This window comes from Kordiimonas sp. (assembly GCF_965216265.1).
In the GTDB taxonomy this organism is placed as follows: domain Bacteria; phylum Pseudomonadota; class Alphaproteobacteria; order Sphingomonadales; family Kordiimonadaceae; genus Kordiimonas.
In genome coordinates this window covers 1,117,882-1,144,243 of the sequence record NZ_OZ244153.1, presented here as the reverse complement: position 1 = coordinate 1,144,243, position 26,362 = coordinate 1,117,882, and the positions used below count along the sequence as shown (strand labels likewise).

General features: G+C 54.3%; 30 protein-coding genes. 20 read left to right on the top strand and 10 right to left on the bottom strand.

Annotation, left to right across the window (positions count from 1 at the left end; all coding sequences use genetic code 11):
• Window positions 1-167 precede the first annotated feature (167 nt).
• The 6 genes from ACOOGA_RS05335 (at window position 168) to ACOOGA_RS05310 (ending at window position 5,486) form a co-directional block, all read left to right on the top strand.
• Window positions 168-572, top strand: coding sequence for a GFA family protein (locus ACOOGA_RS05335; protein WP_420429849.1), 405 nt, complete (start codon window positions 168-170; stop codon window positions 570-572).
• A gap of 124 nt (window positions 573-696) precedes the next feature.
• Window positions 697-1,260, top strand: a complete 564-nt coding sequence (efp, locus tag ACOOGA_RS05330) for an elongation factor P (protein ID WP_420429848.1) — start codon at window positions 697-699, stop codon at window positions 1,258-1,260.
• Between the two features lie 58 nt (window positions 1,261-1,318).
• Entirely contained in the window at window positions 1,319-2,128 is an 810-nt protein-coding gene (locus tag ACOOGA_RS05325; RefSeq protein WP_417460627.1) for an inositol monophosphatase family protein, read from the top strand.
• 219 nt (window positions 2,129-2,347) lie between these two features.
• On the top strand, window positions 2,348-3,046 hold the full coding sequence (locus ACOOGA_RS05320) for a glutathione S-transferase family protein (protein ID WP_417460626.1): 699 nt from the start codon (window positions 2,348-2,350) through the stop codon (window positions 3,044-3,046).
• A gap of 125 nt (window positions 3,047-3,171) precedes the next feature.
• Complete coding sequence (locus ACOOGA_RS05315) at window positions 3,172-4,395, top strand: flagellar motor protein MotA (protein ID WP_420429847.1); 1,224 nt, start codon at window positions 3,172-3,174, stop codon at window positions 4,393-4,395.
• Window positions 4,392-5,486, top strand: coding sequence for a peptidoglycan -binding protein (locus tag ACOOGA_RS05310; RefSeq protein ID WP_420429846.1), 1,095 nt, complete (start codon window positions 4,392-4,394; stop codon window positions 5,484-5,486). Before ACOOGA_RS05315 ends, ACOOGA_RS05310 begins: the two co-directional genes overlap by 4 nt.
• Window positions 5,487-5,492: 6 nt before the next feature.
• Here the strand turns inward: ACOOGA_RS05310 and ACOOGA_RS05305 are convergent, their stop codons facing one another.
• Entirely contained in the window at window positions 5,493-6,356 is an 864-nt protein-coding gene (locus ACOOGA_RS05305; protein WP_420429845.1) for a substrate-binding periplasmic protein, read from the bottom strand.
• A gap of 216 nt (window positions 6,357-6,572) precedes the next feature.
• Here ACOOGA_RS05305 and ACOOGA_RS05300 point away from each other — a divergent pair, with 216 nt between their 5' ends.
• On the top strand, window positions 6,573-7,520 hold the full coding sequence (locus tag ACOOGA_RS05300; protein ID WP_420429844.1) for a serine hydrolase domain-containing protein: 948 nt from the start codon (window positions 6,573-6,575) through the stop codon (window positions 7,518-7,520).
• Here the strand turns inward: ACOOGA_RS05300 and ACOOGA_RS05295 are convergent, their stop codons facing one another.
• Window positions 7,521-9,305, bottom strand: coding sequence for an ABC transporter transmembrane domain-containing protein (locus ACOOGA_RS05295; RefSeq protein WP_420430615.1), 1,785 nt, complete (start codon window positions 9,303-9,305; stop codon window positions 7,521-7,523).
• A gap of 215 nt (window positions 9,306-9,520) precedes the next feature.
• Here ACOOGA_RS05295 and rpmE point away from each other — a divergent pair, with 215 nt between their 5' ends.
• Both rpmE and ACOOGA_RS05285 read left to right on the top strand, forming a co-directional pair.
• Window positions 9,521-9,745, top strand: a complete 225-nt coding sequence (gene rpmE, locus ACOOGA_RS05290; RefSeq protein ID WP_417458052.1) for a 50S ribosomal protein L31 — start codon at window positions 9,521-9,523, stop codon at window positions 9,743-9,745.
• A 195-nt stretch (window positions 9,746-9,940) separates the two neighbouring features.
• The gene (locus tag ACOOGA_RS05285; RefSeq protein WP_417460620.1) at window positions 9,941-10,399 is read left to right on the top strand and encodes an Hsp20 family protein; all 459 of its coding nucleotides are present in this window, start codon (window positions 9,941-9,943) and stop codon (window positions 10,397-10,399) included.
• A gap of 131 nt (window positions 10,400-10,530) precedes the next feature.
• Here ACOOGA_RS05285 and ACOOGA_RS05280 read toward each other — a convergent pair whose 3' ends face one another.
• On the bottom strand, window positions 10,531-10,725 hold the full coding sequence (locus ACOOGA_RS05280) for a DUF1192 domain-containing protein (protein ID WP_420429843.1): 195 nt from the start codon (window positions 10,723-10,725) through the stop codon (window positions 10,531-10,533).
• Between the two features lie 104 nt (window positions 10,726-10,829).
• On the opposite strand from ACOOGA_RS05280, the gene ACOOGA_RS05275 reads away from it, so the two are divergent.
• Window positions 10,830-11,819: an NAD(P)H-quinone oxidoreductase gene (locus tag ACOOGA_RS05275; RefSeq protein WP_420429842.1), complete on the top strand. Its 990-nt coding sequence runs from the start codon at window positions 10,830-10,832 to the stop codon at window positions 11,817-11,819.
• 186 nt (window positions 11,820-12,005) lie between these two features.
• The gene (locus ACOOGA_RS05270; RefSeq protein WP_420429841.1) at window positions 12,006-12,635 is read left to right on the top strand and encodes a DUF1013 domain-containing protein; all 630 of its coding nucleotides are present in this window, start codon (window positions 12,006-12,008) and stop codon (window positions 12,633-12,635) included.
• A 75-nt stretch (window positions 12,636-12,710) separates the two neighbouring features.
• On the opposite strand, the gene ACOOGA_RS05265 is transcribed toward ACOOGA_RS05270, so the two are convergent.
• Window positions 12,711-12,878, bottom strand: a complete 168-nt coding sequence (locus tag ACOOGA_RS05265; RefSeq protein ID WP_417460615.1) for a YdcH family protein — start codon at window positions 12,876-12,878, stop codon at window positions 12,711-12,713.
• Window positions 12,879-13,032: 154 nt separating this feature from the next.
• Here ACOOGA_RS05265 and ACOOGA_RS05260 point away from each other — a divergent pair, with 154 nt between their 5' ends.
• Window positions 13,033-13,620 carry a UbiX family flavin prenyltransferase gene (locus tag ACOOGA_RS05260; RefSeq protein ID WP_420429840.1) on the top strand — a complete coding sequence of 196 codons (588 nt, stop codon included), beginning with the start codon at window positions 13,033-13,035 and terminating at the stop codon, window positions 13,618-13,620.
• An 82-nt stretch (window positions 13,621-13,702) separates the two neighbouring features.
• Here ACOOGA_RS05260 and ACOOGA_RS05255 read toward each other — a convergent pair whose 3' ends face one another.
• Together ACOOGA_RS05255 and ACOOGA_RS05250 are read right to left on the bottom strand one after the other, a co-directional pair.
• Window positions 13,703-14,443: a hypothetical protein gene (locus ACOOGA_RS05255; RefSeq protein WP_420429839.1), complete on the bottom strand. Its 741-nt coding sequence runs from the start codon at window positions 14,441-14,443 to the stop codon at window positions 13,703-13,705.
• Between the two features lie 76 nt (window positions 14,444-14,519).
• Window positions 14,520-15,053: a TIGR02444 family protein gene (locus tag ACOOGA_RS05250; RefSeq protein ID WP_420429838.1), complete on the bottom strand. Its 534-nt coding sequence runs from the start codon at window positions 15,051-15,053 to the stop codon at window positions 14,520-14,522.
• Between the two features lie 44 nt (window positions 15,054-15,097).
• On the opposite strand from ACOOGA_RS05250, the gene ACOOGA_RS05245 reads away from it, so the two are divergent.
• The gene (locus ACOOGA_RS05245; RefSeq protein WP_417460684.1) at window positions 15,098-15,295 is read left to right on the top strand and encodes a YdcH family protein; all 198 of its coding nucleotides are present in this window, start codon (window positions 15,098-15,100) and stop codon (window positions 15,293-15,295) included.
• 30 nt (window positions 15,296-15,325) lie between these two features.
• On the opposite strand, the gene ACOOGA_RS05240 is transcribed toward ACOOGA_RS05245, so the two are convergent.
• The gene (locus ACOOGA_RS05240; RefSeq protein WP_420429837.1) at window positions 15,326-15,943 is read right to left on the bottom strand and encodes a GGDEF domain-containing protein; all 618 of its coding nucleotides are present in this window, start codon (window positions 15,941-15,943) and stop codon (window positions 15,326-15,328) included.
• 337 nt (window positions 15,944-16,280) lie between these two features.
• Here ACOOGA_RS05240 and purE point away from each other — a divergent pair, with 337 nt between their 5' ends.
• The 4 genes from purE (at window position 16,281) to ACOOGA_RS05220 (ending at window position 19,312) form a co-directional block, all read left to right on the top strand.
• On the top strand, window positions 16,281-16,778 hold the full coding sequence (gene purE / locus ACOOGA_RS05235) for a 5-(carboxyamino)imidazole ribonucleotide mutase (RefSeq protein ID WP_420430613.1): 498 nt from the start codon (window positions 16,281-16,283) through the stop codon (window positions 16,776-16,778).
• A gap of 54 nt (window positions 16,779-16,832) precedes the next feature.
• Window positions 16,833-17,906: a 5-(carboxyamino)imidazole ribonucleotide synthase gene (locus ACOOGA_RS05230; RefSeq protein WP_420429836.1), complete on the top strand. Its 1,074-nt coding sequence runs from the start codon at window positions 16,833-16,835 to the stop codon at window positions 17,904-17,906.
• A 182-nt stretch (window positions 17,907-18,088) separates the two neighbouring features.
• Window positions 18,089-18,214: a hypothetical protein gene (locus ACOOGA_RS05225; RefSeq protein ID WP_420429835.1), complete on the top strand. Its 126-nt coding sequence runs from the start codon at window positions 18,089-18,091 to the stop codon at window positions 18,212-18,214.
• A gap of 756 nt (window positions 18,215-18,970) precedes the next feature.
• Window positions 18,971-19,312: a metalloregulator ArsR/SmtB family transcription factor gene (locus ACOOGA_RS05220; RefSeq protein WP_420429834.1), complete on the top strand. Its 342-nt coding sequence runs from the start codon at window positions 18,971-18,973 to the stop codon at window positions 19,310-19,312.
• 86 nt (window positions 19,313-19,398) lie between these two features.
• Here ACOOGA_RS05220 and ACOOGA_RS05215 read toward each other — a convergent pair whose 3' ends face one another.
• Both ACOOGA_RS05215 and fsa read right to left on the bottom strand, forming a co-directional pair.
• On the bottom strand, window positions 19,399-20,058 hold the full coding sequence (locus tag ACOOGA_RS05215) for a hypothetical protein (protein ID WP_420429833.1): 660 nt from the start codon (window positions 20,056-20,058) through the stop codon (window positions 19,399-19,401).
• Window positions 20,059-20,121: 63 nt separating this feature from the next.
• Window positions 20,122-20,775: a fructose-6-phosphate aldolase gene (fsa, locus tag ACOOGA_RS05210; RefSeq protein WP_420429832.1), complete on the bottom strand. Its 654-nt coding sequence runs from the start codon at window positions 20,773-20,775 to the stop codon at window positions 20,122-20,124.
• 217 nt (window positions 20,776-20,992) lie between these two features.
• Between fsa and ACOOGA_RS05205 the strand changes: the two genes are divergently transcribed.
• Window positions 20,993-23,281 (top strand): primosomal protein N', encoded by a 2,289-nt coding sequence (locus ACOOGA_RS05205; protein WP_420429831.1) that lies wholly within the window; start codon window positions 20,993-20,995, stop codon window positions 23,279-23,281.
• A gap of 64 nt (window positions 23,282-23,345) precedes the next feature.
• Complete coding sequence (locus ACOOGA_RS05200) at window positions 23,346-23,897, top strand: hypothetical protein (protein ID WP_417460602.1); 552 nt, start codon at window positions 23,346-23,348, stop codon at window positions 23,895-23,897.
• A 166-nt stretch (window positions 23,898-24,063) separates the two neighbouring features.
• On the opposite strand, the gene ACOOGA_RS05195 is transcribed toward ACOOGA_RS05200, so the two are convergent.
• Window positions 24,064-24,408, bottom strand: coding sequence for a hypothetical protein (locus tag ACOOGA_RS05195; protein ID WP_420429830.1), 345 nt, complete (start codon window positions 24,406-24,408; stop codon window positions 24,064-24,066).
• A gap of 166 nt (window positions 24,409-24,574) precedes the next feature.
• On the opposite strand from ACOOGA_RS05195, the gene ACOOGA_RS05190 reads away from it, so the two are divergent.
• Window positions 24,575-26,188: a glycosyltransferase family 61 protein gene (locus ACOOGA_RS05190; RefSeq protein WP_420429829.1), complete on the top strand. Its 1,614-nt coding sequence runs from the start codon at window positions 24,575-24,577 to the stop codon at window positions 26,186-26,188.
• The last annotated feature ends 174 nt before the right edge of the window (window positions 26,189-26,362 follow it).

Here is a 26,362-nt window from a genome sequence, read left to right as displayed (position 1 = left end):
CGTTCTCAACAAGGTAGGGTTTCGCACTTCGGGTGAAAATCTCTTTGAATTGAACGTAGCGTTCGCAAATGCGCAACGCGAACAAGCCATAGCCTTCGCATCAATGTGATTTGCGGGTCAGGGGTCGGGCGTGCCACGGTCCGCAAGGCATGAAGGAGGGAAGGCTCATGTTATCACGCACTGCATCCTGCACCTGCGGGCAACTATCAATCACCGTGGAAGGGGAACCGGGCGGCGTTGGGCTGTGTCATTGCCTCGCTTGCCAGACGCGAACGGGCAGCGCATTTGCCTATCTGGCCGGCTTTCGCGGGCCCTATACTGTTACGGGCAGGGCGACGGAATATGTGCGCACGGGGGATGCCGGTGCTTCATTTTGTTTCCGTTTTTGCCCTGTCTGTGGCAGCACGATCTATCATACGGAAGAAGGTGTTGAGGGTGGTGTAAGTATTGCCGTTGGTGCTTTTGCGGACCCTGATTTCCCGCCGCCCCAAGACTCGGTCTATGATTGTCGCAGGCATGGCTGGGTAGTCATGCCGGAGGGCGTTAGGGTCTTTGACCTGGACCCGGAATAGGCCGAGCCATGCGCGGTTCGCACGGCTGCTCCACCACATGTCACCCATTGCATACTACGGTCGAATCTGATACATCGCGGCCCAACTTGTTCTTTGACACTTATGAGATCTTAAGGGGTGCTCCATGAAAATCGACGGTAACGCCGTTCGTCCGGGTAATGTGATTGAGCATAAAGGTGGCCTGTGGCGCGCAGTTAAAATTGCCCACACCCAGCCTGGTAAAGGTGGCGCATATTTGCAGGTTGAATTGAAAAACCTCGTAGACGGCACCAAGCTGAATGAACGTTTTCGTTCCAGCGAAAAAGTTGAACGCGTGACCCTTGAGCAGAAGGATTATCAATTCCTTTATGTTGAAGGTAACATGTATAACTTCATGGATCAGACTACTTACGAACAGATCGCTATCTCCGATGAAGATATCGGCGAAGACAGTGTCTTTCTCCAAGACGGTATGACCGTTGTAATCGAGCTTCACGGCGAAAAGCCGTTGGGCGTGAGATTGCCTGAAAAAGTAACGCTTGAAGTGACCGAGACCGAACCTGTTGTAAAAGGTCAGACAGCTTCAAGTTCCTACAAGCCTGCTATTCTCGAAAATGGTCTGCGTGTTGGTGTTCCGCCTTTTGTTAGTGCGGGTGACCGGATCGTTGTTTCTACCGTAGAGCGTGAGTATGTGAGCCGCGCAGACTAAGGTCTGCACGTATCCTTTTTGTTTTGAGTATAACCCGAGAATAGATCGGAGATTTCTAATGGCCCGTCGTTCACCTCTAATGAATGTCATGGTTGCTGCCGTCCTTAAAGCGAGCCGCAACCTGCGCCGCGACTTTGGTGAAGTGGAGCAGCTTCAGGTTTCCAAAAAAGGCCCTGCTGACTTTGTCTCGCAAGCAGACAAGCGCGCTGAGAAAATCCTGTTTGAAGAGCTGCATCGCGCACGGCCCGACTTTGGTTTCCTATTGGAAGAAAGCGGCGAGGTGAAAGGCAAGCGTGATGATGTTCGTTTTATTATCGACCCGCTTGATGGCACCACGAACTTCCTTCATGGGCTGCCGCACTTTGCGATTTCGGTCGCGGTTGAAGAGCGTGGCGAACTGACTGCGGGTGTTGTGTACGCACCGCTGACAGACGAGCTGTTCTGGGCCGAGAAGGGGCAGGGCGCTTACCTTAATGAAGCACGCCTTCGTGTTTCTGGCCGCAACAAGATGGAAAACGCGCTTCTTGCCACAGGTATCCCGTTCAAGGGCCGTGGCGATCACGAGACCTTCATGGCTGAAATGGCAGAGTTTATGCCCAATGTTGCAGGCATCCGCCGCTTTGGCTCTGCAGCCCTTGACCTCGCCTATGTGGCGGCTGGTCGGTATGACGGTTTCTGGGAAGCTGGGCTATCGACCTGGGATATCGCCGCGGGTATCCTGCTCGTGAAAGAGGCTGGCGGTTATGTAAGTGACTACAAGGGCTCAGCCGACATGCTTAAATCCGGCGACATTATTGCGGCGAACGACCAGCTTCATGCCCCCATGCAGCGTGTGATCAAACGTGTGCATCGCCAAATGGCGGGTTAATATCCAAACATTAATGTGTATCAAAGGCCGCCTTTCGAGGCGGCCTTTTCCGTTGCGCGGTGTCAATTTCTTGTAATTTATAGATGAATAGCATTGGACAGGGGCTCACATTGGTTTACTTCATTTTTGAATAGCTGGCATACGCGTGTGTGCCTTTGAAAAACCTTGAGAAACGCGGCGCGGGGCCTATTGTTACCCCTGCAGCGAGGAGGACATATCTTGAGAGACGAGATTACCATTATTGGTACCCCAATTTCCCCATATGTCCGTAAGGTTCTGGCGATTCTGGACATAAAAGGTGTGCCCTTCCGCTGCATCCCCCTTGTGCCCTTTCGGGCAGAAGAAGACTTTTCCGAAATCAGCCCTTTAAGGCGCATCCCAGTGATGAGGGTTGGTGATTTTACTATCCCAGACTCGAGTGTGATCGCGCAGTATCTTGAAGAGCGTTTCCCGGAGACAAGGGTTTATCCGGAAAATCTGGAGGCGCGGGCTCGCTCGCGTTGGTTCGAGGAATATGCTGATGATCATTTCGGTCGCAACATCATCTTTAATCTCTTTTTCCAGAAGCGCGTGAAACCAGCGGTCCTCAAACAGGAACCGGACCAGGCGCTGATCGATAGTGCGCTCAACGACCATTTCCCCAAGGCGCTGGATTATCTTGAACGGGAAGTCCCGGATGAGGGTTTCCTGTGTGGCGACGTTAGCGTAGCTGATTTGATGATTGGTGCGATGGTCCGAAATGCGGTGTGGGCTGACTGGAGGCTAGATGAAGCGAAATGGCCAAGGTTTGCAGCTTATCTGAGCCGTGTAAACGCCATACCGTCGCTTGCGAAAATGAATGCATTGGCTGATGAAATGTTACTTGCGCATCCAAAACAGCACCAAGAGATTATGGCTAAGCATTTGCAGGCTGCGTAAAGAGCCCGGTTCTCCGCCATATTTTATCACCCCGTAAATCGCCATTTACAGTCATAAAATTGCCCTTAAACTATAGCCAAGTATTTGGAGTAGTTTGAATTCCACCGTGGGGAAGCGAGGGCACGATGCAAAAGCCGAGAAAGTTTATCATTCGCATGACACTGTTCCTTGCAGCAGTGGTTGTGCTCGTGGCGCTTCTCAAGGATGCGATGATCGACGCCTTCATGGCGAATGTTGCGCTGAACGGTGTGATTGTGGCGACACTTCTGATCGGGACTGTATTCGCCTATCGCAGGGTGTTTGACCTTTCCCCCGAGGTGGAATGGATCGCAGCGTTCAAGCGACACGAGAGCGCGTCGGCAAGCGTTACACCGAAGCTGATGGCACCTGCCGCTGCCCTATTGTCCGCGCAGGAAGAAGGTGGCATGCGATTGTCCACGCTTTCCATGCGCTCAGTGCTGGACGGCATTATCTCCCGCCTTGAAGAAAGCCGCGAGATCAGCCGATATTTCACCGGACTTCTGATCTTCCTCGGGCTTTTGGGTACGTTCTGGGGCCTCTTGGGCACTATTGGTGCTATTGGCAAAACCATTAACGGGCTGACCGTGGACGGGGGTGACATGGCGCTGATGTTTGACGAGTTGAAAGCAGGCCTTGAAGCACCACTTGCCGGTATGGGCACCGCATTTTCAAGCTCGCTCTTTGGTCTCGCCGGTAGCCTTATCCTCGGTTTCTTGGATCTGCAGGCCAGTCAGGCGCAAACCCGGTTTTATAATAACGTTGAGGATTGGCTTGCGTCTGTCACACATCTGTCGCGCTCTGAACTCTCTGAAGGCATGGCGAGCCCCAACGCTTACATGACAGCCTTGATGGAGCAGACAGCAGATGGCATAGACCGCCTGCAGCGTACACTCAAAAGCTCGGAAGACAGCCGCAGCCAAGCACAGCATACTATGACCTCTATTGCCGAATCGCTTGCCATGCTCGCCGATAAAATGGATGCACAAAGTGCCCATATAGCAAAGGGTGACGAAGCATCAAAAGCGCTGGCGTCAGCCATTGAAAAGCTGGCCACTGCTCACCGGGCACCGGAAGCGCCTGTGGTATCGCCCGCGATGGATGAAGCCACCAAAGGCCATATTCGCAACCTGGATGTGGGTATCAAGCGGCTTATTGATGAGCAGGAACGCAATTCTGATAATATGATTGAAGCCTTGCGGGCTGAACTCAAACTGCTTTCCCGCACCATTGCCGCAGGCATGGACGGTAATGCGGCCCCTGCCAAGATGCCGTCTCGTCCCACGGGCCTGAGCGCGCGGCGTGATGATGACGGAACACCAGACGCATGATCGGCGCGCGGCGACGCATAGGCGGGGCGGGGCCTGATAACAGCTGGCCGGGCTTTGTGGACGCTTTGTCCACGCTCCTGCTGGTTATCATCTTTCTCCTGTCCATGTTTGTGCTGGCTCAGTTCTTTCTAGGCCAAGCCTTGTCCGGGCGTGATCAGGCGCTTGCGGAGCTCAGGGGGCAGGTGGCCCAGCTCGGTAATCTTTTGAAGATGGAGCAGCAGGCCAACTCAGCGCTTCGGGAAAGCATGGCTGAGCTATCGGCCTCGCTTACCTCCGCCAATAAAGACCGGGATAGTCTGTCTGCGTCCCTCGACAGCACCCGTGCGAGCCTGAGCGAAAGCGAAGCCAGGCTTGCAGAGATGACGGAGGCTCGGGAGCGCTTCGAGGCTGAAGCCAACCGCCTTCAGGAACAATACGCGTTATCGTCCGGTGAGCTTACCGAGGAGCGCGAAATATCCATGCGCGCCAGAGCGGAAGTCGCACGCCTGCAGCGGAATATCACCGCGCTTCAGGAACAGCTTGGTCGGCTGGAAGCAGCCCTTCAGGCGAGTGAGGAACGAGACCGGCGCAACCAAGCCGTGATCGTGGATATGGGACGCAGGCTGAACCGCGCACTCGCGAGCAAGGTGGAAGAGCTTGCGGGCTACCGGTCAGAATTTTTTGGCCGCCTCAAGGAAGTTTTATCCTCCCGTCCTGAAATCAGAATAGAGGGTGACCGTTTCGTCTTTGCAAGCGAGCTCTTGTTTGGCTCAGGTAGTGCAGAGCTTGGCCCTGAAGGCCGCGCGGAAATGCGAAAATTCGCGGAGACTCTCCTCACCATTTCACGAGAAATACCAGCTGAATTGAGCTGGATTTTGCGTGTTGACGGCCACACAGATGTACGGCCGATCTCAAACGCACAGTTCCGCAATAACTGGGACTTGTCAGCAGCCCGCGCCATCAGCGTCGTGGAGTTCTTGATCTCTGCTGGCGTGCCGGCGGAACGTTTGGCGGCTACCGGGTTTGGTGAATTTCAACCCATCGATCCAGCCGAGAATATCTTCGCCTACAGCCGGAACCGACGCATTGAGATGCGTTTGACGCAGCGTTAAGCGTAGTCAGTCGCAGGTGGTTTGTTCATTGAAGCAAGGAGCCAGCTCGGTCGTTACCTTTGCCTGAAGCTGGGCCATTAAACCTTTGTTGCCTCTGACGTTAGCGATGGCTTGCCAGATGCGGTTGACTGAGGTGTTGTCAAGCTCAACGTTTCTGCCAAAGGCCAGGAAGTGAGGGGTGGACCATAGAGCGGGTTCATGGATGACAAGAGGTTGCTCGCTTCTTGATACATAATGTATTGCTGCTCCTCTAAGAGCCACGACAGAGGCGATACGCCTTCGCTCCAGCATCTGAAACAGGCTGCTTTGTTTGGCAACAATTTGCGCCTGCTTGCCAGCCTCGGCGATTGTGCCTGCAGATCGGTAACCTAGCAGAACCCCCACCGGCTCAGGAAGCGTTGCGACTGAAATGCTGACGGGCGCGGGTGTGTCTGCGTGGGTGATCACGACAAATTCAACATCGCTGAGTGCCTGCTTTGGTACCAGGGGCGTGATTGCGTCACCTTCCCCCTCATGAGACGGAAACCGAAAAAGAGCACCACGTTCTTCCGTATAGGAAATGCCGACAATGCCGTCGAGTTCACCTGCTGCCACTCTGTCCTGGCATCGTTTCCACGGCAGCAGGATCAGTTCATAGTCGAGCCCGATGTCAGCAAAGGCAGCATCGAGTATTTGGGTGTGAATGCCCCGCATCACATCATTTTTCATGAAACTATAGGGTGGCCAGAACTCAGTGCTGTTACAGAGCCGAACAGGGGTCGCGAAGGAGGGGGCTGAGGTGAAAATTGCCAGCAAGCTCGCCAGGAAAAGCTTTTTATAGTTCAACCGCTTGGCTCCTTTACCGGTTCGCTTGCCTAATTCGTGGCTCATTTGAGTGCATGATGACACCAGCTTGTCCAAGGTGATCGATACAGCATCTGTTTTTGTTTATACAGGGTATAGTTGCGATTTCCTTAAGGCGGAGCAAAGATATAGTCGCCGTAGGGGCGAAGCGGGGAGAAAAACATGTTTCTACAATGGGTGCGTGTCGCGTTGAGTTTGGGGATGCTGGGGGGAGCAGTCTGGTCGCCTCTCCACGCGAATGATATGATAGAAACTATTGCTGGGAAGCTCTCAAGAGGTGACTACGATGGCGTCACCGGGGGAATGGTGAGCGTGGACGGCAAGCTCCTGTTCGAAGCTTACGTGGGCGGTAATGACGCCGATAAACGCCACGATGTTCGCTCAGCTACTAAAAGCATCACATCGCTACTGATTGGTGAGCTGGTTGAGGACGGCAGCCTTTCATCTGTGAACGTTAAAGTATCCAAGATACTACCGGATGAATTTGCGCATATGGCGAACGATGACCCGCGCCGGGGTATCCGGATCGAGGATATTCTGACCATGCGCACAGGTCTTGCCTGTAACGACTGGGTGCCAGCGTCGCTTGGACAGGAAGATAAGATGTACAAAACCCGTGACTGGGCAGCATTCCTGCTGAGCCAGCCGCTTGCCCATGAGATTGGCGAACATTTCAGCTATTGCACAGGCGGTGTGGTGTTGCTTGGCCGCGCAATCGAGAAACTCAGTGGAATGGATGTGCCCTCATTCGCGGAGGAGAGGCTGTTTCGGCCCTTGGGCATAGTGGGTGCCAAGTGGGAGAAGACCCCGACCGGCCACACTGATACGGGTGGTCACCTTCGGTTCAGCCTGCCAGACCTTCATAAGTTGGGTGTTTTGATGCTGAACATGGGCCGTGTTGGCGACACGCAGGTTGTGACGGAAGACTGGATCAAAGCCTCGACCAAGGAACACACCAATATTCATGAACGGCATGAGAGATACGGATATCTCTGGTGGCTCAACAGCGGTGAAGTGAAGGGCAAGGCGGTAAGCCTCATTTTTGCGCACGGCAACGGTGGCAATTTCATCTTCATTATGCCAGAGCTGAACCTTGTCGCGGCATTCACTGGGAAAAACTACGGCAAACCAACACAGTTCATTCCGATGCAGATTCTGACCAAAGAGATTGTGCCCGCCCTTATCAACTAACTATACGCCGACACCAAATTGAAGGTCAGCAAGCCGCTTATAAAGCCCGCCAGCGGCCACAAGCTCGTCATGGGTACCCTCGGCGACAATACGGCCTTCATCGAGCACCACGATGCGGTCTACCTTCTTTACGGTGGCAAGCCGGTGGGCGATCACAAGCGTGGTGCGCCCTTCCATCAGGTGTTCGAGCGCTTCCTGCACTTTTAGCTCAGATTCGGCGTCTAGTGCGCTGGTCGCCTCATCTAGCAGCAGAACGGGGGCGTCACGCAAAATGGCACGTGCAATGGCGATACGCTGGCGCTGCCCGCCTGAAAGCCGACTACCGCGCTCGCCAAGGAAGGTGTCATAACCCTCCGGCGCGCGCTCAATAAATTCTTTTGCTGCCGCAGCCTGAACAGCCCGTTTTACATCGTCGTCCGAAGCGTTCAGGCGGCCATAGCGGATGTTCTCTGCGATCGTGTCCGCAAAAATGATGGTGTCTTGCGGCACAAAGGCGAGGTGCGAGCGGAAGTCCTGCGGTTCTGTGGTGGCGATATCTATGCCGTCCAGAGTTACGGAGCCCGATTGCGGGTCATAAAACCTGAGCAGCAACTGCAGGACGGTTGACTTGCCCGCGCCGGACGGCCCGACGAGCGCAACAGTCTCACCCGGTTTGACATGTAGGTTGAAACCGTCAAGTGCGGCTACGTCCTTTTTGCTGGGGTAATAGAACGTTACGTTATCGAAACGAATGTCGCCATTGATGGCTGCCGGAAGCGCAACAGCGTTGGCGGGCGCCTTGATGGTTGCCTCAGCTGAAAGCAGCTCGGCCAGTCGCCCGGCAGCACCTGCTGCGCGTTGAAGCTCGCTATAGACCTCGGAAAGGGCACCAAATGCCCCTGCAACAAACACGGCGCGCATAATGAAATCAAGCATCTCGCCGCCGGTCATGCTACCTGCGATAACGTCTTGCGCGCCTTCATAAAGCACAAGTGCGATGGCGCCGAAGATAAGGAAGATCATGGCGAAGGTTAAACCTGCACGAACCTGTATACGACGCTTCGCCGCGACAAAGGCGTCGTCTACATGCTCGCCAAAGCGTCTGGCTTCGGCTTTTTCCTGTGTGAAGGCCTGTACGATATTGAGGGCGGAAAGCGATTCGCCCGCGCGGGCGCCCACGTCGGCCACTTTGTCCTGGCTGGTGCGGGACAGGTCGCGCACACGCCTCCCAACCACAATGATGATGCCGAGCAGCAGCGGGATCACCACAATGATATAGCTCATCAGCTTTGGCGACATGACGAAAAGCCAGATGGTGCCAGCAATAGCGATCAGAAAATTACGCGCCCAGACAGATACGCTGGAGCCGACAATGGTTTGAACAAGCGTTGTATCTGCCGTTAGCCGGGAGACGATCTCACCGGGGCGGTTTTCCTCAAAAAATTCAGGCGACAGGGTGATTAGGCGCTCATAGACAGCTTTGCGGATGTCAGCCACAACACGCTCGCCCAACCATGTCACAAAATAAAAGCGGCAGGCGGTGGCAACGGCCATCACGCTTACAATGCCAACAAATACGAGGAAATAATCGTTCACTTTCTGCGCATTATCTGCCGAAAAGCCTTTGTCCACGATATCGCCAAGGGCGGTGGGGACAATGAGGACAGTGAGTGCTGCGATAATGAGAAAGAAGGATGCTAGCACCAGCTGGAGCTTATAGGGCCGGACGAACGACCAGAGCGTACGCAGGTTGGAGAGTTTACCCTTGGGTGGTTCGTGCTCCTGGCGCACGGCAGAATCAGTCATCATTACTTCCCTATGAATTACCCGGCAGATATAGGGCTGCAGAGGCGCCATGCCAATCAACGTTTTTGAAAAACTTGCTATTTGCCTGTAATAAGGGGCAGAAGAGCGTCCTCAGGATGGAAAAATCCGGTATTTGTCCAAAAAGCCGAGAAACAGCCTTGCAAAGGGGTGAAACATCCGCTAAACGGACGCCTCGTTTTCGGAGATTAAAGACCATGAAACAAGACATTCATCCCGACTACCACACAATCAAAGTGGTAATGACCGACGGGACGACTTTTGAGACCCGCTCAACTTGGGGCTCGGAGGGCGATACAATGACACTCGAGATTGACCCGAAATCCCACCCGGCTTGGACCGGTGGCGCCCGCCAGGTACTTGAAGGTGGCCGTGTGGCTCGCTTCAACAAGCGGTTCGGTGGATTTTCTCTTAAGAAGTAAGTCATTCCCGTACTTTAGTTTTTCGAAAAAGGCGTCCCATTGGGGCGCCTTTTTTGCATGTCGCCTCTTGCAGAAATTATCTGCCATTCCTACATGAGATTTGTCCGGTCGCCGCATAGGTGGGGCCGGGAAATTGAGTTGGCCTGGCAATGGTTGCAGGCCGTTAAATCAGTCGCTTCTGAAGGAGGACATGACATGAGAACTTTTGACCTTTCCCCATTAATGCGCAGCAGCGTGGGCTTCGATCACCTGAACAGGTTGCTTGATTCGGCCCTGAATACGGAACAGGCTGCGCCTTATCCCCCATACAATATTGAAAAATTGAGCGATGACGACTATCGCGTCACCATGGCTGTGGCCGGTTTTGCACCGGACGAGCTGACGGTGACCGTGCAAGAAGGCACCTTGTTGATTGCCGGGAGGGCGGCAGATGATGACAAGGAAAGACGCTTCCTGCACCGCGGCATCGCCAAACGCGCCTTTGAGCGCCGGTTTGAGCTTGCAGACACCATTCAGGTTGGTAACGCCAAATTCGAGAACGGCTTATTGCTGGTAGAGTTGAAGCGCGTGATCCCTGATCACAAGAAACCTCGTCAGATTGAGATCCGTACGGACGAAAATGCCGTAAAACAGATTGAAGCTGACGCAGCGTAACGCGTTTCTCGCTCTTTAAGTTTCCTCCACGACCCCTCGCTGTCGTGTACCTCACGTGAGGACCGGGCCATTCCTCCCCCTGAACCCCGCCCTGTCCTCACGTTTTTTCACAAGTTGCACTCGTTGCCCTGTCAGGTTTTGAAAAAGGCTTGGGCGGCCTCGCGGCTGGCTTTTTTGGCCTTCATTTCCTTCTGGGTGCGATCAATTTCAGCCTCAAGGCGTTCAATGCGCAGCTCAAGCTCTTCCGCGCTGATGGTGGACAGGTCTTCCCGCTCCACGGCGGTGAGCGGGCTATCTTTTTTTACTGGCAGGTCATCAAAATCCATCGCAGATCTCCCTTTTCGGTCGTTTGTCCATGATGCCGAAGAAGCTGGCCCTTGTCACGCATGCCTTAACGCCCCACCTTGAGAGAAAGCGTTAGGAGAGGCATGTGAAAGCTATTGAAATTAAAACACCGGGTGGACCGGAGGTCCTAACCCTTACCGAACGGGACAGGCCTGAAGCTGGCCCCGGTGAAGTGTTGATCAGGGTTCGTGCAGCGGGCGTTAACAGGCCCGATATCGTGCAACGCGAAGGGCGGTATCCACCCCCGCCGGGCGCTTCTGATATCCCGGGCCTTGAGGTTTCTGGTCAGGTTGTTGCCGTTGGAGGGCAGGTTTCAGGCCTCGCTGTGGGCGATAAAGTATGCGCGCTTGTGCCGGGCGGCGGCTACGCAGAATATTGTGTTGCACCCGCAGCCACAACATTACCGTTACCCGAAGGGTTTGACTTCATTAAAGGCGCTGCGATTCCGGAGACATTTTTCACTGTGTGGTCCAACCTGTTTGACCGTGCGGCTTTGAAGGCGGGCGAAAGCTTGTTGGTACATGGGGGCTCGAGCGGTATCGGCTCGACCGCAATCCAGCTGGCTAAGGCCTTTGGCGTGAAAGTTTTCACCACTGTGGGGACGCCGGAGAAAGCCAAGTTCTGCATAGAATTGGGCGCAGACTGCGCGATCAACTACCGGGAAGAGGACTTTGAAGAGCGCGTGCTGAAAGAAACTGGCGGTGCGGGCGTGAACGTGGTGCTGGATATGGTGGGCGGTGATTATATCGCCAAAAACATTGCGTGCCTCACACCAGACGGCCGCCATGTTTCCATCGCGTTCCTGACAGGTCCGCAGGTGAGCCTGAATATGCTGCCGGTGATGCTGAAACGCCTTACCTTGACTGGTAGCACGCTTCGGCCGAGAGATAATGCGTTCAAGGGGGCGATTGCGAACGCGCTTCGGGATAAGGTTTGGCCGATGATGAAGGTGGGCGGCCCCGCGCCTGTTATCAGTGCGGTATTCCCGCTTGAGAAGGCATCGGATGCCCACGCGATGATGGAGGCCAGCACGCATATGGGTAAAATTGTTCTTGAGGTGCCAGAATCAGCCTAAAAACGTGTATCTGGGCCCGAAACGGCTCATTATTCGCGGTGACAGGCGCTTTCTGACCTGTTAAAGAGGGGCATGGGAGAAATTCCTCCCGCCCCTTTCAGGAACATTATGATCTTTCCGGGAGGGCAGGTGAACGAGGCGTTTACCTGGGCGGAGAAGAATTCTGTAATTTGTAGGGATACTGGGATGACACAACCTTTGATGCCGATGGCCACAGCCGTGTGGCTTGTAGACAATACAGCACTGACGTTCAAGCAGATCGCGCTGTTTTGCCAGATGCACGAGCTTGAAGTGCAGGGCATTGCAGATGGCACGGTTGGCACAAATATTGTTGGGCAAGACCCGACAGCAAGTGGCCAGCTGACCTGGGACGAGATCAACCGCTGCCAGAAAGACGCGAGCGGCGTATTGAAGCTTAGCGTGGATGATGTGAAGGCAATGCCGCGCACAAAAGGCCCACGCTATACGCCTGTTTCCAAGCGGCAGGACAAGCCGGATGCGATTGCGTGGCTGGTGCGTCACCATCCTGAGCTGAGCGACCTGCAAATCAGCCGTCTTGTGGGCACCACGAAGCCGACCATCTCGGCTATTCGTGACCGTAGCCACTGGAATATCCAGAACATCAAACCGCAGGATCCTGTTGGTCTTGGCCTATGCCGCCAAACGGAACTTGACGAAGCGGTTCGCAGCGCTGCAGAGCGCCGTCGTAAAGCGGATGAGAAGGCAGGTATTGTCAGCGCTGACGAAGCGGTGGAAGAAGATTCCGTCGTGCGGGTTGACCCTCCGGCACCGGAGCCGACAGGCGACGAAAGCTAAGGGAAACCAAGGCAATTGCTTAAACAAAAAGCGCGAGGCATATACCTCGCGCTTTTTTGTCATCTGGAAATCCGGTTAATGCTTAACAAATCGGGACATTTCCTCTTTCAGCCGGAGCTTTTGTTTTTTAAGCTCCGCGAGCCGTATCGTGTCTGGACACGGTCGATGTTCTTCACGGGCGATGATCTCTTCAATTTCAGCATGTTTGGCGTTGAGTGAATTAACATGCGATTCTAGGTTCATACCCGTCACTCCTTTTCTTTGATAGTTGGACTATACATTTCATCATTCTGTCACGAAGTTGTCACGGAAAAGATTGGCCTCATCTGACTAAGCCTGTATCTTCGGGCACTTAGCAAAAGCGGATTTTTTAGCCTTTGAAGGATTATTGCGCGGAATGCCTGAGACTCGAACAAACAGACTGGTGATCGCGATCACGGGCGCAAGCGGTGCAGCTTATGGTGTCCGTATGCTGGAGCTTTTGAAGCCCGAGGATGTGGAGACCCATCTGGTGATCTCGAAGGCAGGGGAGCGCACGATTTCCGAAGAGCTAGATAAAACATCCAAAGAAATCAAGGCGCTAGCAGATGTGGTCTATCCGGCAGCAGATATTGGTGCGGCGATCGCAAGCGGCAGTTTCAAGACCATGGGCATGCTTATTGCGCCGTGTTCGGTGAAAACCATGGGCGAGGTTCGCACCGGGCTTACTTCGTCGCTGATCAGCCGGGCGGCGGATGTGATGCTGAAAGAACGCCGCAGGCTGGTGCTGATGGTTCGGGAAACACCCTTTCATCTTGGGCACTTACGCACCATGACGGCACTGTCTGAAATGGGCGCTATTATCATGCCGCCGATGCCAGCGCTTTATGCAAAACCCAAAACCATTGACGAAATGGTGACTTATACCGCCGTGCGGGCGCTTGATCTTTTCGGGCTTGATGTCGGTGATATCAACCGTTGGGGCGAGGGGGGTGAAGGGAAATAACGCCACACCGCCACATATTCCGGGTGAAACTGTGACGGTTTTTGTGGCGCGACTGTGGCGTAAAATTCCGGTGTCCGAAGGCTTATTGAGGGGTTAAAAGCTGCATGCAATAGTCTGGCACCTTGATCTCATCGTCGCCGGTACGGCTGAAAACCAAATCACTGAAATGTCCGCTGCTTACCAGTTTTTCCCCTTCATACATCTCAAAGCGGAATGGCCACATCACCCCGTCTATACGGCGATACTCAAACTCGCGCCCGTATGACTTGCCACCAAACCACAGCGCGCTGATCAGGCTGGTTTCCGGGTCGATACCAATATGGAACCCCTTCCAGCCAGGGCGATAGATGTTGTACCAATCAAGGCCCGCGTATGGCGCTGTTGTCGGCGCGCCGGGGTCTGCGGGCGCGAGAATCGTCTGGCTGTCGCTCAGGAGAAACAGGAAGTTGCTGTAGAGCGAACGCATCATGCGGTTTTCTTCCGCCTCTGGTAGCGGCGCGCAATGTCCGCCAATGAAGCTGTATCCGCGCCCGGCGCCTGCAATCTTGCGCTCTAACCCGCCTTCGCTGGTTTCTTCTTTGGCGATTGCCTTGTTCTGGAAGTCATAGTGCATATCAGCGACATGAGGCAGCTTGTCCCCCGGGTTGCGGGTGTAAAGCCGCATCCGGGCGGACGTCAGGGACATCAATGCCTCCCCACCATGCGCCGCCCGCATCTGGGCGAGCATCTCAGACGGTGTCGCCGCTGCGGTCACATGAGGGCCAGCAAACAAGCTTGAAAAGGCGAGCAGTACGCCCGCGAAAATCCGAACAGAAATCATCATTACCTCAACATTAAAGCGTGAGGCTTATGGAAACCCTGATTAGGCCGCGTCTCAAGCGCGGTGCGATGAACAGGGGCTAAGGCACGCCGGGTCGCACCACTTGTTGTGCACCAGCCAAAAGCGGGGAGAGCAAGTGTTCTGACAATCCACACTCATAGGCATATGAAGTCAGGTGTTGGCCTCGGGCTCCTAGCGGTGTTTCGCTAACTTCAACCCCACTCATGCAGGCGATCAATGCTTTCTGGGCGCGTTTTTCAATTTCCAGTTCCTGCGCCAGAAATTCCCGATATCCGCTGCCACCTTTCATGCCATTCCGTATCTCGCGTAGCGGGCCCAAAATCTCCGTCTGCCAGAGGTGCGATGTGTTACCGAGCGCCACTGACGTCTCGTTTGGAAGCGCCACACGGTGGCAATCACACCACAGGTACAGAAGCATCAGGTTTATATCTGCACCAAAGCTGTTCTGTGCCTCAAGGCAAATGTCTTTCACGCCTGGTTTCCCATAAACCTCTAAAGCGAAGTGCCAGAAAATATCCGGGTCATGAACCAGCTTGTGAATAATATCAGGGGCTTGCACGTCAGGCCTCTCTTCCTTGTGGTGATCGGTCATGCTATAACGGCGTACTTTGGGAAAATCGGGTTTTGAGGCAGTTGATGGACGAGGATGACATCCGGGGGCAGATGGCGGTTCTCATGCAGGAACACAGGGATCTTGATGATGCCATCACTGCAGTAACGCGTGCGGGTACATTCGATCTGTTGCAGGTGCAGCGGCTCAAGAAGCGGAAGCTGATGCTCAAGGATGAGATCGCCAAGCTCAAGAATATGCTGGTGCCGGATATCATTGCCTAAACGGGTAATGCCCAAAACGTGTGGTGGCGTCTAGCGCACACCGTCCTCGCCTTTTTGTTCCTTTTTATTCTCATACATAGCTTTGTCAGCCTTATCGAGCGCATCGTCCGGCTGGTCGCCAGACCGGAAGGTATAGGTGCCATAAGCAAGGCTCATGTCGATGGTCTCACTGTCTAGCGGAAGAGGGTGGGAGGCGATAAGCTCGGCAAGCGACGCAGCTTTTTCCGCGCCGACATTCTCATCAGCCTGCGCGAGGATCACCCCAAACTCGTCACCGCCAAGGCGGCCAATCACGTCGGTGCCGCGCACATTCTCAGCCAACAGGCGTGCAACATGAAAAAGCGCCTTGTCGCCCGCTTCATGGCCATAACGGTCGTTGATCTGTTTCATGTCATTCAGGTCAATGAACATGAGCGTTGAAGGCGCGCCGTAGCGTTCCGCGAACGAGATCATGCGGTTCAGCTCGCGCACAAATGCCCGCCTGTTGGGCACGGGCAGCAAGGCGTCGGTATCTGCCACGTCTTCCATTTCGCGCAGGCGGCGCTGGGTATGATCGAGCTCACGGCGGAGTTTATCCACCTCTTCCATCAGCGACATGATCGCCCGCTGCACGCGTGGGGTCATCTCCTCGGGTGGAATTGTGCTCACATTTACGGTGTCGTCAATTTGCCGGGGTGCGCTGGCGCTGGTTGCGCTACTTGTTGATGATGTCCGCCGGACCTCCCGCGTGGGTGCTGTACGTGAAACACCGGGTGTATTGGTAATCTTCATAAATAACCTGCGGTCCGTGGCAAATAATACTCTTCTAAAGCATTATGCCGCTATTGGGAATCGACTTGCAAGCTTGGGCTTGAAAATCATCGCCCTAACGCCCCTTGCAATCACAATCCGCCTGCCTATAATGCGCGCTCCGCAAGCCGGTGCCGTACTGATTGGCACGAAAGAGTGCCCGGCCCCTTGCATACTCGTGAGCGTGAGGACAGGCATGACGAGCGAACGTCCCCTTGTTGGTATCATTATGGGTAGCCAGTCTGACTGGCCGACGATGAAACACGCTGCGGAAGCGCTTGACGGGCTTGGTGTGGCTTACGAGACCAAGATTGTCTCCGCACACCGCACACCAGACAGGCTCGTTGAATATGCGAAATCTGCGAAAGGCCGTGGGCTTAAATGCATTATCGCGGGCGCAGGCGGTGCTGCACACCTGCCAGGCATGGCAGCGGCGATGACACCTCTGCCGGTTTTTGGCGTACCGGTACAGTCCAGCATGCTTTCCGGCAAAGACAGCCTGCTCTCGATTGTACAAATGCCTGGCGGTGTGCCAGTAGGCACGCTGGCGATTGGCAAGGCAGGCGCGAAAAACGCGGGCCTTCTTGCAGGTGCAGTTATTGCCCTGATGGATGATGCAGTAGCTGCAAAGCTGGATGACTTTCGTGCAGCGCAAACCGAAAGCGTTGCCATCGATCCGGTGGATGAAAGCTAAGGCGCGATAGGCGCAAGCTGATAAAGATTTAACACAAAGGCAAAGAGCGTCGACATGACCCAGATCGCACCCGGCGGTACTATTGGTATTTTAGGCGGCGGCCAGCTTGGCCGTATGCTCGCGCTCGCGGCGGCCAATTTTGGTTATCGCTGCCATGTCTTTTGTCCAGACAAACGCAGCCCCGCCTTTCAGGTGGCTCATAAGGTCACCATCGCAGACTATGAAGACGAAGAGGCGCTTGAGGCTTTTTCGCGCGATGTGGACGTGGCCACATACGAGTTTGAAAATGTCCCTGCGGTGACGGCGGAACTGGTGGCGCGCGATACGCTGTTGCGCCCCGGAGTGAAAGCGCTCAAGACTACGCAGGACCGTTTGCTTGAGAAAGACTTTCTCAACGAATCTGGTGTGAAAACCGCCCCCTATAAAGCGTTTGAGACGGAAGAAGAGCTGAAGCTGGCGATGAAAGAGATTGGCCGTCCGGCTGTCGCTAAAACCCGGCGGTTTGGCTATGACGGCAAAGGGCAGGTGATGATCAAGTCCCGCGCGGACCTTGACCGTGTGATGGAAGTCACTGGCGGCGCACCCGCAATCCTTGAAGGTTTTGTGACCTTTGACCGTGAAGTGAGTGTTGTGGTTGCGCGCTCTGCCTCTGGCGACGTCGCGGCATTCCCGGTTTCTGAAAACGTTCATACCAACCACATCCTTGATACCACGACCGTCCCTGCTGCGATTTCAGAGATGCTGGAAGCCAAAGCCAAAGTGATGGCGACCCGCGTGGCCAATGCGCTTGAATATGTGGGTGTGATGGCGGTCGAGATGTTCATCAACGACGGTGCAGGCGATATTGTGGTGAACGAGATTGCCCCCCGCGTGCACAATAGCGGGCATTGGACAATTGAAGGTGCTCACACCAGCCAGTTTGAACAGCATATCCGCGCGATATGTGACCTGCCACTTGGCGGCACCGACGCCAGAGGCAAGGTGCGGATGAAAAACCTGCTGGGGACCGAGATTTTGGATTACGAGCCGTATCTGGCTGACCCCAAGGCCTATTTCCACCATTACGGTAAACAGGAACCACGCCCCGGCCGCAAGATGGGCCATGTAACATGGGTCGAGACAGACTGACGAAAAAGGAGGCCTTCGCCTCCTTTAACTTATATCTCCCGAAGTTCAGGCCGAGGCGCTAGTGTCTCAGGTGTCTGGATGTTTGATACCAGCCCCAATCTTTCGAACAGCACTAACACCCACCATCCTGGGTCACTTTGGCCCCTCTCCAGTCCAATTTTGGCCGATCCGGGGAAGGCGTGGTGATTATTGTGCCAGCATTCTCCGAAGGTGATGAGACCAGCGAACTTGATGTTGTACCCCTGTACGCCAGCACCATCGACGTGCCAGTGACGATGGCCTTGCCGGTGAGCGAAGTGCCCAATTAGCCAATGACCTGTGATGCATGCCGCTACCCGCGCGCAGCCACCCCATAAAACCCAGTCTATACCCCCCATGGCATAAAGGAGTATGGCTGGAGGTAGTTGTTGCCACATCCAGGTGCGGTCAATAAAGTGGTAAAATCGATCTCGTTTTATGCGATCTTCGATCTTGAGAGTTGGTGGGAAATCGAGTTTCAAGTCGCAGCATAGCTGCCAAAAGGCGTCTTGGAAGAATGGGCGCCTGTGCGCGAAATAGTCGTGGCACGCGTTTTGGCGCTGGGCCCAGTCGCGTAGATCATGCGTTTGAATCATTCCGTAAGGGCCAGCGAGCCCTACAAGCGTACCAAGATACACCATGATATATTCAAGCCACCGCGGACAGTCGAAGCTGTTGTGGATAAGCCGACGGTGCATACCGAGCGAATGACCGAAACACAAAACTCCTGCGGTGGATACTAAAAACACAGCGAGGTTCTGCCAGCTGAAATACCAACAGGCCGCGATGATAGTGCCAGCATACATGGCCAGTACCCAAGCTGTCTTGGCTGCGGACCAAACAACGTGCCCCGATATAGCTGAAGCCTGTGAGTCCTCTTTGAACCTTGGTTTGTCGATCCCGTTTGACATTGCCATGATAGATTTCTCCCATTCCCTCTTGATCCAAATCGCGTGAGATATTATTATTTAGCTAAATAGCTAATTACGAATTATATGAATTTAGATATTTAGTCAATAAGCTAAATAACGAAGCAAGGAAGTTTTATGGATAAGGTGTTTCAGGCATTGTCCTCCAGTGTTCGCCGGCAGATTTTGGCGTATCTATCGAGTGCAAGTATGACCGCAGGCGAAATTGCGGATCGCTTTGATATCAGCAAGCCTTCTCTCTCAAAGCATCTCGCTATTCTCGAAAATGCCGGTCTGGTTTCAAAGGAAAAACAAGGTCAGTATGTTCACTACGCTTTGGTGCCAGACAACCTGACGAACACCCTGGCAGGGTTTGTGATGGAAGTGTGTCCAGTGGGGCGGCCCTTGAAAAAAGAAAGTCGAGAGAAGGCCGCGCGAGACCAGATGGATGCTCCCTTGAAAGCGGACTCCGAAGGCTAGAGAAAAAGGGAGGCATGTGCCTCCTTTTCTTTTGAGGGTCACTGATGGAACTTGCTTGTTCCTGCTTTTCAGTCGCCGCAACCTGATCAGGCCCGGTGCAGCACCCATGTGGCGTGGTCAGCCTCAGCCCTGAAGCCGTGCTTTTCAGCAAAGGCATAAACGATCTTGCGCATGGGGTAGCCTTTGGTGCGGCCCCAGTGCCAGTCATCCCCGGTGATCTGGGCGTCAGGCCACAGGGTGTGACACACTTCCAAGTCATTCGCCTGTTTGTTCGCATCAATATAAATCAGCTCAGGCTCCAGTCCCATATCATTCAGCCCATAAAGTGCGTCTGGCGACAGGCCGCGGACGGGTACAAAGCGCGCTTCAAAGCCGCGAAGGTTGGCAAGCGCTGTGGGGAAGGGCCCGTGCTGTGCGATATCAGCAGCGAAGCGTTCCTGTACCCTGCGTTCAGGGTAGGCACGGGTAAGCGCGGGCCTGCCCACATAGCGCGCGCACTGCTCAATAAGGCCGTCGTTCCACGGGTCAATGCCAACTACCTTGAGGTCCGGGTCAAGCGAAAGCCAGCGTTTTGTGCTCGCGCAGAGGAAACATCCAATCTCAAGCATAACCGCTGGTTTACGCTCAAGGATGATGGCATCCACCAGCTGCCGCCCACCACCACCCAACGTATAGTCCCACGCCGTGACGCCGGTGGTATCCGGCCAAGGGTGTTTGGCAGCCAAGGTTTCAAATGCGTGGGTCATCGGCAATGCAGTCCAGATAGAAAAAGGGCGCGAACTGCCGCCGCGCCCTGATCGTTCAAATCCTTAAAGGATCGAGAAGCCTGTGGCAGCCCAGTCTTTATCAAAAGCTGCGAGGCCGTTTGATGTCAGCGGATGGTTGAAAAGTTTCCGGAGCACATCAATCGGGAACGTCGCAACATCTGCGCCGATACGAGCTGATTCGAGGATATGCGTGGGGTGGCGAACAGACGCCACAAGAATCTGCGTATCAAACTGGTAATTGTCATAGATCGTGCGGATATCTTCGATCAGTTCCATGCCGTTGAAACCAGCGTCATCATGACGGCCAACAAATGGCGAGATGAAGGTGGCACCTGCTTTTGCAGCCAGAAGCGCCTGGTTTGCGCTGAAACAAAGGGTCACATTCACCATGATGCCTTCTGCGCGCAGGGCTTTACATGTTTTAAGCCCTTCGATGGTGAGGGGCACTTTAACCGCGATATTGTCCGCAATTTTCGCGCACTTGAGGCCTTCCTTGAGCATGGTTTCATGGTCGTGGGCAACAGTTTCAGCCGATACAGGGCCATCAACCTCGCTTGCGATTTCCTTGATCACTTCAAAAAACTCGCGGCCAGCTTTTTTGATGAGTGAAGGGTTTGTTGTTACGCCGTCGAGAAGGCCGGTGGCGTTTGCTTCGCGGATTTCGTCGATGTTGGCGGTATCGAGGAAGAATTTCATCTTATGCTCCTTGGGCCCCTTTAGGGCGCTGAGTAGTAGGCTTTGGGTGGCCGCAATTGGTTGAGAATGCTCTAGGCCGCACCATAAAACGGATTTCCCGGCTTGCCTAATGAATGTTTGCTATCTTTTCAACCCGTGTTTTCTATTGAAACAGGGAGATTGCGAATAGCCTGTGGCTTCCATATGGTGCGACGGCATATCCTGCAGGACCATGACAATGAAACAACGCACATTTGACCTCGGCGATGTGGCCCCAAAGCCTGAAGCGCCAGAACTGCCGGGCCCGGACAGCCTCTCCGCGCCGGAAGGCCCGCGTGCGCGTGTGTTACTGCCGGTGCCGGCGCTTGGTGTGCTTGACTATGGAGTGCCAAGCCATCTGGTGGACCGGATTACACCTGGCGCGGTGGTGGAAGTGCCGCTCGCGGGCCGCACGGCCACCGGCGTGGTGTGGGATAGTGCGGCCGATGGTGGCCCAGCAGAGGGCGGCAAAAAGCTGCCGTATGGCAAGCTGAAGGCGATAGAGGGTATTCTCGACCTGCTGCCTATGCGGCAAGACCTCAGGCGTTTTATTGACTGGGTTTCGGCTTACACACTCTCAGCGCCCGGCCCGGTCCTAAGGATGAGCTTGCCAGCGTCTGCCGCCCTTCAGGCTGTGCCTGTAAAACGGCACTATAGGGCAACGGGCGCGAGTGTGGACGGTGTGCGCTTGACGGCGGCGCGGGAAGCTGTGCTCAAGGTGTTAGCGGACGGGAAACCGCGGATGGCGCCTGAAGTCGCATCGCTCGCTGGTGTATCCGACACCGTGGTGCGCAGCCTTGAGAAAACCGGCCTTGTGGAAGGCATGGATATATCTGTTGATCTACCTTATCCGCAGCCGGACGCAAATTTGGATGGGCCCACCTTGTCTGATGAGCAAGCGGAAGCCGCGCGCGCCATTCGTGACAAAGTCTGGGAAGGTGGTTTTGCCCCTTTCCTTCTCGACGGCATCACCGGCTCTGGCAAAACAGAGGTCTATTTTGAAGGGCTGGCGGAGGCCCTGAAGACAAAAGGCGCGCAAGTTTTGGTTCTGGTGCCTGAGATAGCGCTTACCAGCCAGTGGCTGGACCGCTTTGAAGCCCGGTTCGGGGTGGTGCCTGTGGTTTGGCACTCGGAAGTGGGGCAGGCCGAGCGCAGAAGGGCGTGGCGCGCGGTGGCATCTGGCGAAGCCCGTGTGGTTGTGGGCGCACGCTCTGCCTTGTTCCTGCCGTTCAAGCATCTGGCATTCATCACAGTGGACGAGGAACACGACCCGTCTTTCAAGCAGGAAGAAGGCGTGATGTATCACGCGCGGGACATGGCTATCGTTCGGGCCAAGCTGGCGGAATGCCCCATCGTGCTCGCGAGCGCCACACCCTCGCTTGAGACACTGGTAAATGCGGACGAAGGACGCTTTGAAAAGCTGATCCTTCGCGAACGGCACGGCAATGCTGTGCTGCCCGAAATGCGTGCCATTGATATGCGGCATGAACCGCCTGAGGCTGGCACCTGGCTCTCGCCCGTGCTGGTGAGAGAGATTGAAGATACATTGGCGGCGGGCGAGCAGATCATGCTGTTCCTGAACCGCCGGGGCTATGCACCGCTTACGCTGTGCCGCACGTGCGGCTTCAGGATTGAATGCCCAAGCTGCTCTGCCTGGCTTGTGGAACACCGTTTCCGGCGCGAGCTGCAATGCCATCACTGCGGCCACGTTGAACCTATCCCTGAAGCATGCCCTGAATGCAAAAGCGAAGACAGCCTTGTAGCCTGTGGGCCTGGGGTTGAGCGCTTGTTTGAAGAGGTGAGCACAAGATTCCCCGCAGCGCGGACCTCTGTGATGACATCAGACACCATGATGAGCCCAAGCGCGACCGCTCATATGGTGGGGCAGATCGCGAGCGGCCACCTTGATATCGTTATCGGCACCCAGATTGTGACCAAAGGCTACCACTTCCCCAACCTGACGCTTGTGGGGGTGGTGGACGCAGACCTTGGCCTAAGGGGTGGTGACCTGCGGGCAGGTGAGCGGACATACCAGCAAATGGTGCAGGTTGCTGGCCGAGCGGGGCGGGCCGAGAAGCCGGGGCGCGTTTTCCTGCAATCTTATGAGCCGGAGCATCCAGTGGTGCAGGCGCTGCTATCAGGCGATGGTGATGCCTTTATGGCGGCTGAAAAAGAATCGCGGGCACGGCACCATATGCCGCCTTTTGGCCGACTAGTGGGCCTCATTTTGTCGGGTCAGGATATGAAGGACGTGCTCGACACAGGCCGCATGCTGGCAGCAAAAGCACCGATGGAGCACGGTGTTGCGGTTGTTGGACCGGCGCCAGCACCAATGGCAAGGGTGCGAGGGCATCACCGCTTCCGTATGCTGGTGCACACAAAAAAAGAAGTACGCGTACAGAAGCTGGTTTACGACTGGCTGATGTCAGTGAAGGCTAAAAAAGGCGTGCGCATCAAAGTTGATATCGACCCCTATAGCTTTATGTAGGGTATCTTTTAACTGCTGCCGTTCTAAGCATGGCAGATGGATGGAAATGGCGGCATAGTTTTATATGGTCTGGATTATTTGTGGCCCCAGTTCTGCTGGAAAGAGTACCTACTTCCACAGCGTGGCAAGGAAACCCTTTGATAATAATGAACCCGTGGACCTTCTCTTCCCTTCTGACGTCAAGTCGGGCCCGGTGGATGGGGTAATACACTATAATATCCTACAAAACCTAAGCGTAGAAAAAGATGAAAGCGGGACCGTTCAGGTGGTGCTGCCTCCATATGGGTCATGTCAGTTCTGGACCAAGTTGGTTGAAGATTATGGAAACGATATTAATGCCATAGTATTGGTTTGTAGCCAGAAGGAGCTGCTTAGGCGCGTTGAAACACGCACGGTCATTGAGCTTTACGCGAAAGACTCGCGTAAGCATCCGGCTTACGATAGCGAATTCTGGGATTTTATATATCGAACCGTCGATATGACGAAAGTATACTACAGGTGGCTGACGGAGTTGGAACGCCGAGGTGTGCGGTATCGTTTGATTGATAGCACTAGCGAGGGCTACACCAACATCAAGTCAAAAACTGACGCATTTGAGTTGATTGGTGGCGCCTGAAAAACGGCCTTCCTGTGATGGCGTTTGGTTCTCATATATGAACAAAGTGGGTGTTGGCCTCGTTTTTTGTGGCTGCGCCAATAACTATGTGCCAACCCGAATGACGGTTTATCTAGCCCGATAACCTGATTCGAGTTGGCGTTATATGGTGAAGCCGCTTTAGCTATTAGCCTTGGTATTCGGCTTTCAACGCTTCCAGTTCTTCCTGGTGGCGCTGCTTCATTTCCTGCTTTGCGTCAGCATGACGGTCCATCACTTCTTTTTGCTCTTCAGGGGATTTATCACCCATCTGAGCAATCTCAGAACGCTGTTGGTCCATCAGTTGGTTCCACTCCTGATGCTGGCGGTCTTTCAGTTCACGAAGTTTTTGAGCAAACTCCTTGTCCTTCGCGACCTGATCCTGAGCAATGCCAGCCAAAGGTGCTGATGCTGTTGCAGAAACAGCGGGTGCCACAAAGCCTGACAAGGCGATAGTGGCTGCGAGTACAGTCTTTGTCATCATGTGTTTCATAGTTCACACTCCCTTGAATTAGCCCCCTTGAGTTAGTTTATGCTGCCGTAAATTGTAAAAAATAGGGCGGTAAGGTGCCCAAAATGAGAATGCGCCTCATTGTGCGGGCTAGCCTGGGGTGTTAATAGCGGGTAATTGGCAGTAAATGCTTGGTTCTGGGGGACTTATGACGGCAGACGTCAGCGATACGGCGGTAGAGATATATAAGGACGCAACATGCTTGCCTGTTTTTTGTCCTGTCCCTCGAAGGCCCGGAAAAGGTGGGGTATTCGACAAGGAGAAGCGGCTCATCCGCTCAACTCTGTTATTGCGCCACAATTTCCCGTCGGGGGTAAAACCTGTTGACCGGCCTGATCTCGAGCATGATCCGGCAGTGAAAACCGAGCGGATCGTGCGAGAGGGCACGATAGGGGAAACTGAAAGCTGGCTTAAAGGCCGGTATATATTTGGCGGCTATTTCTTCTATCACTACGGTCATTTCCTTTTGGAGACCCTGACGCGCCTTTGGTATTTTAAACAGTTCCCTGACGTTCCCGTGATTTGGATTTCTTTTGAGGGCGACGACTTTGCTGACTGGCATGTGGACCTTATTCGGCAATTGGGCGCAACCAATGAAATAATTTGCCTCAAACATCAAACAGAGGTGGAAAGCCTGGCTATTCCTGAGCCAGGCTATGTCATCTCAAGCCGGTATTGGGACTGTCAGGTTGATGCTTTGGCTATGGTGCGAGGCTATGCGCCCAAGGCAGGCAAGAAGGTATGGCTGTCGCGCAGTAGCCTGAAGAAGGGCGTTATACTTAACGAATCGCTTCTAGAGGAATGTCTGACTGCGTCAGGGTGGACGATCTATCAGCCGGAAGCCCATTCTATCGCAGACCAGGTCAAAATGTTGGCTGACGCAGAAGAGATCGCGGGTATTGAGGGATCGGCACTGCATACACTTGTGCTGATGCCGGATTACCGGGGGCGGGTCAACATATTCGACCGTGTGCATGTATCAGACTTCGAAATGATTGCAGATAAACTGGGCGTGTCGCAACGCATGATACAAGTGCAGCGTATGTCGCTGCATATCATTGCCAACACCTGGCCGAATGAAATCAACAGTTGGTGGAAAGACCTTGATGAGGTGCTTGGCCACCTTGATGTTGTTCGCCCGAGCTATGCAGGGCAAGCTATCGATCAACGGCTGGCGGCAATAACAGGGTCCGTTGCCAAGTATTTTGGCGCCAAGAATTGTATGGAGCTTTGGCCGGAACATAACACTGCCGCAGCAGGCCTTGCGGGATTGCAGCGATACTTGATCACCAATCGGGCGCGATTCGATGTTGCCGCTGCGAAACAGTCTGGTGTTAATCATTTTGATGTTCGGCCTGATGTCTTCTTCGCGACAGCCTGTCTTCGTGCGCCAATCGACCTGTTTGTTTTTCGGGCAGCAGATGAGGGCGACAATGTAGAGCAGACTTTTTACGGAAGTCTGGACGTTAGCCACGTCAATTCGCTTTGGATCATGGATATCCCTGTCGAAGATGCTGCGGTACGGAAGCCGTTTGAGCGGATAATGAACAGCAACCCGGCGCTTAGCGCGGCGCGCATTCAGGGATCTAGCTATATATTGCTATGGCGGGCTATACGTTCCTTGGCTGTTACCAGTCTTGAATGGCTACGGCGTCAGGACCTGGGCCAAGGCGCCAAATGGGAGCTGCCGACCATGTCCCTCAACGATGTAGCCAAGCAGATAGAGATGGATCGCAAGAAAAACCGCTCAAATGCACTCTAATGTTCGATTCGGATAAATGGGTCGCGAGCGTCCGGCGGAGATACCAATATTAGCTAAAGTATTCTAGCCTTGAGCCGAGTTTAAGGCTACCTCTTCTTGCGCTATGTATTATAAAGGCTATGCCGCGTCGCATGAAGGTCCTTAAGCGTACGATTTGCGGGCATTTGACTACTT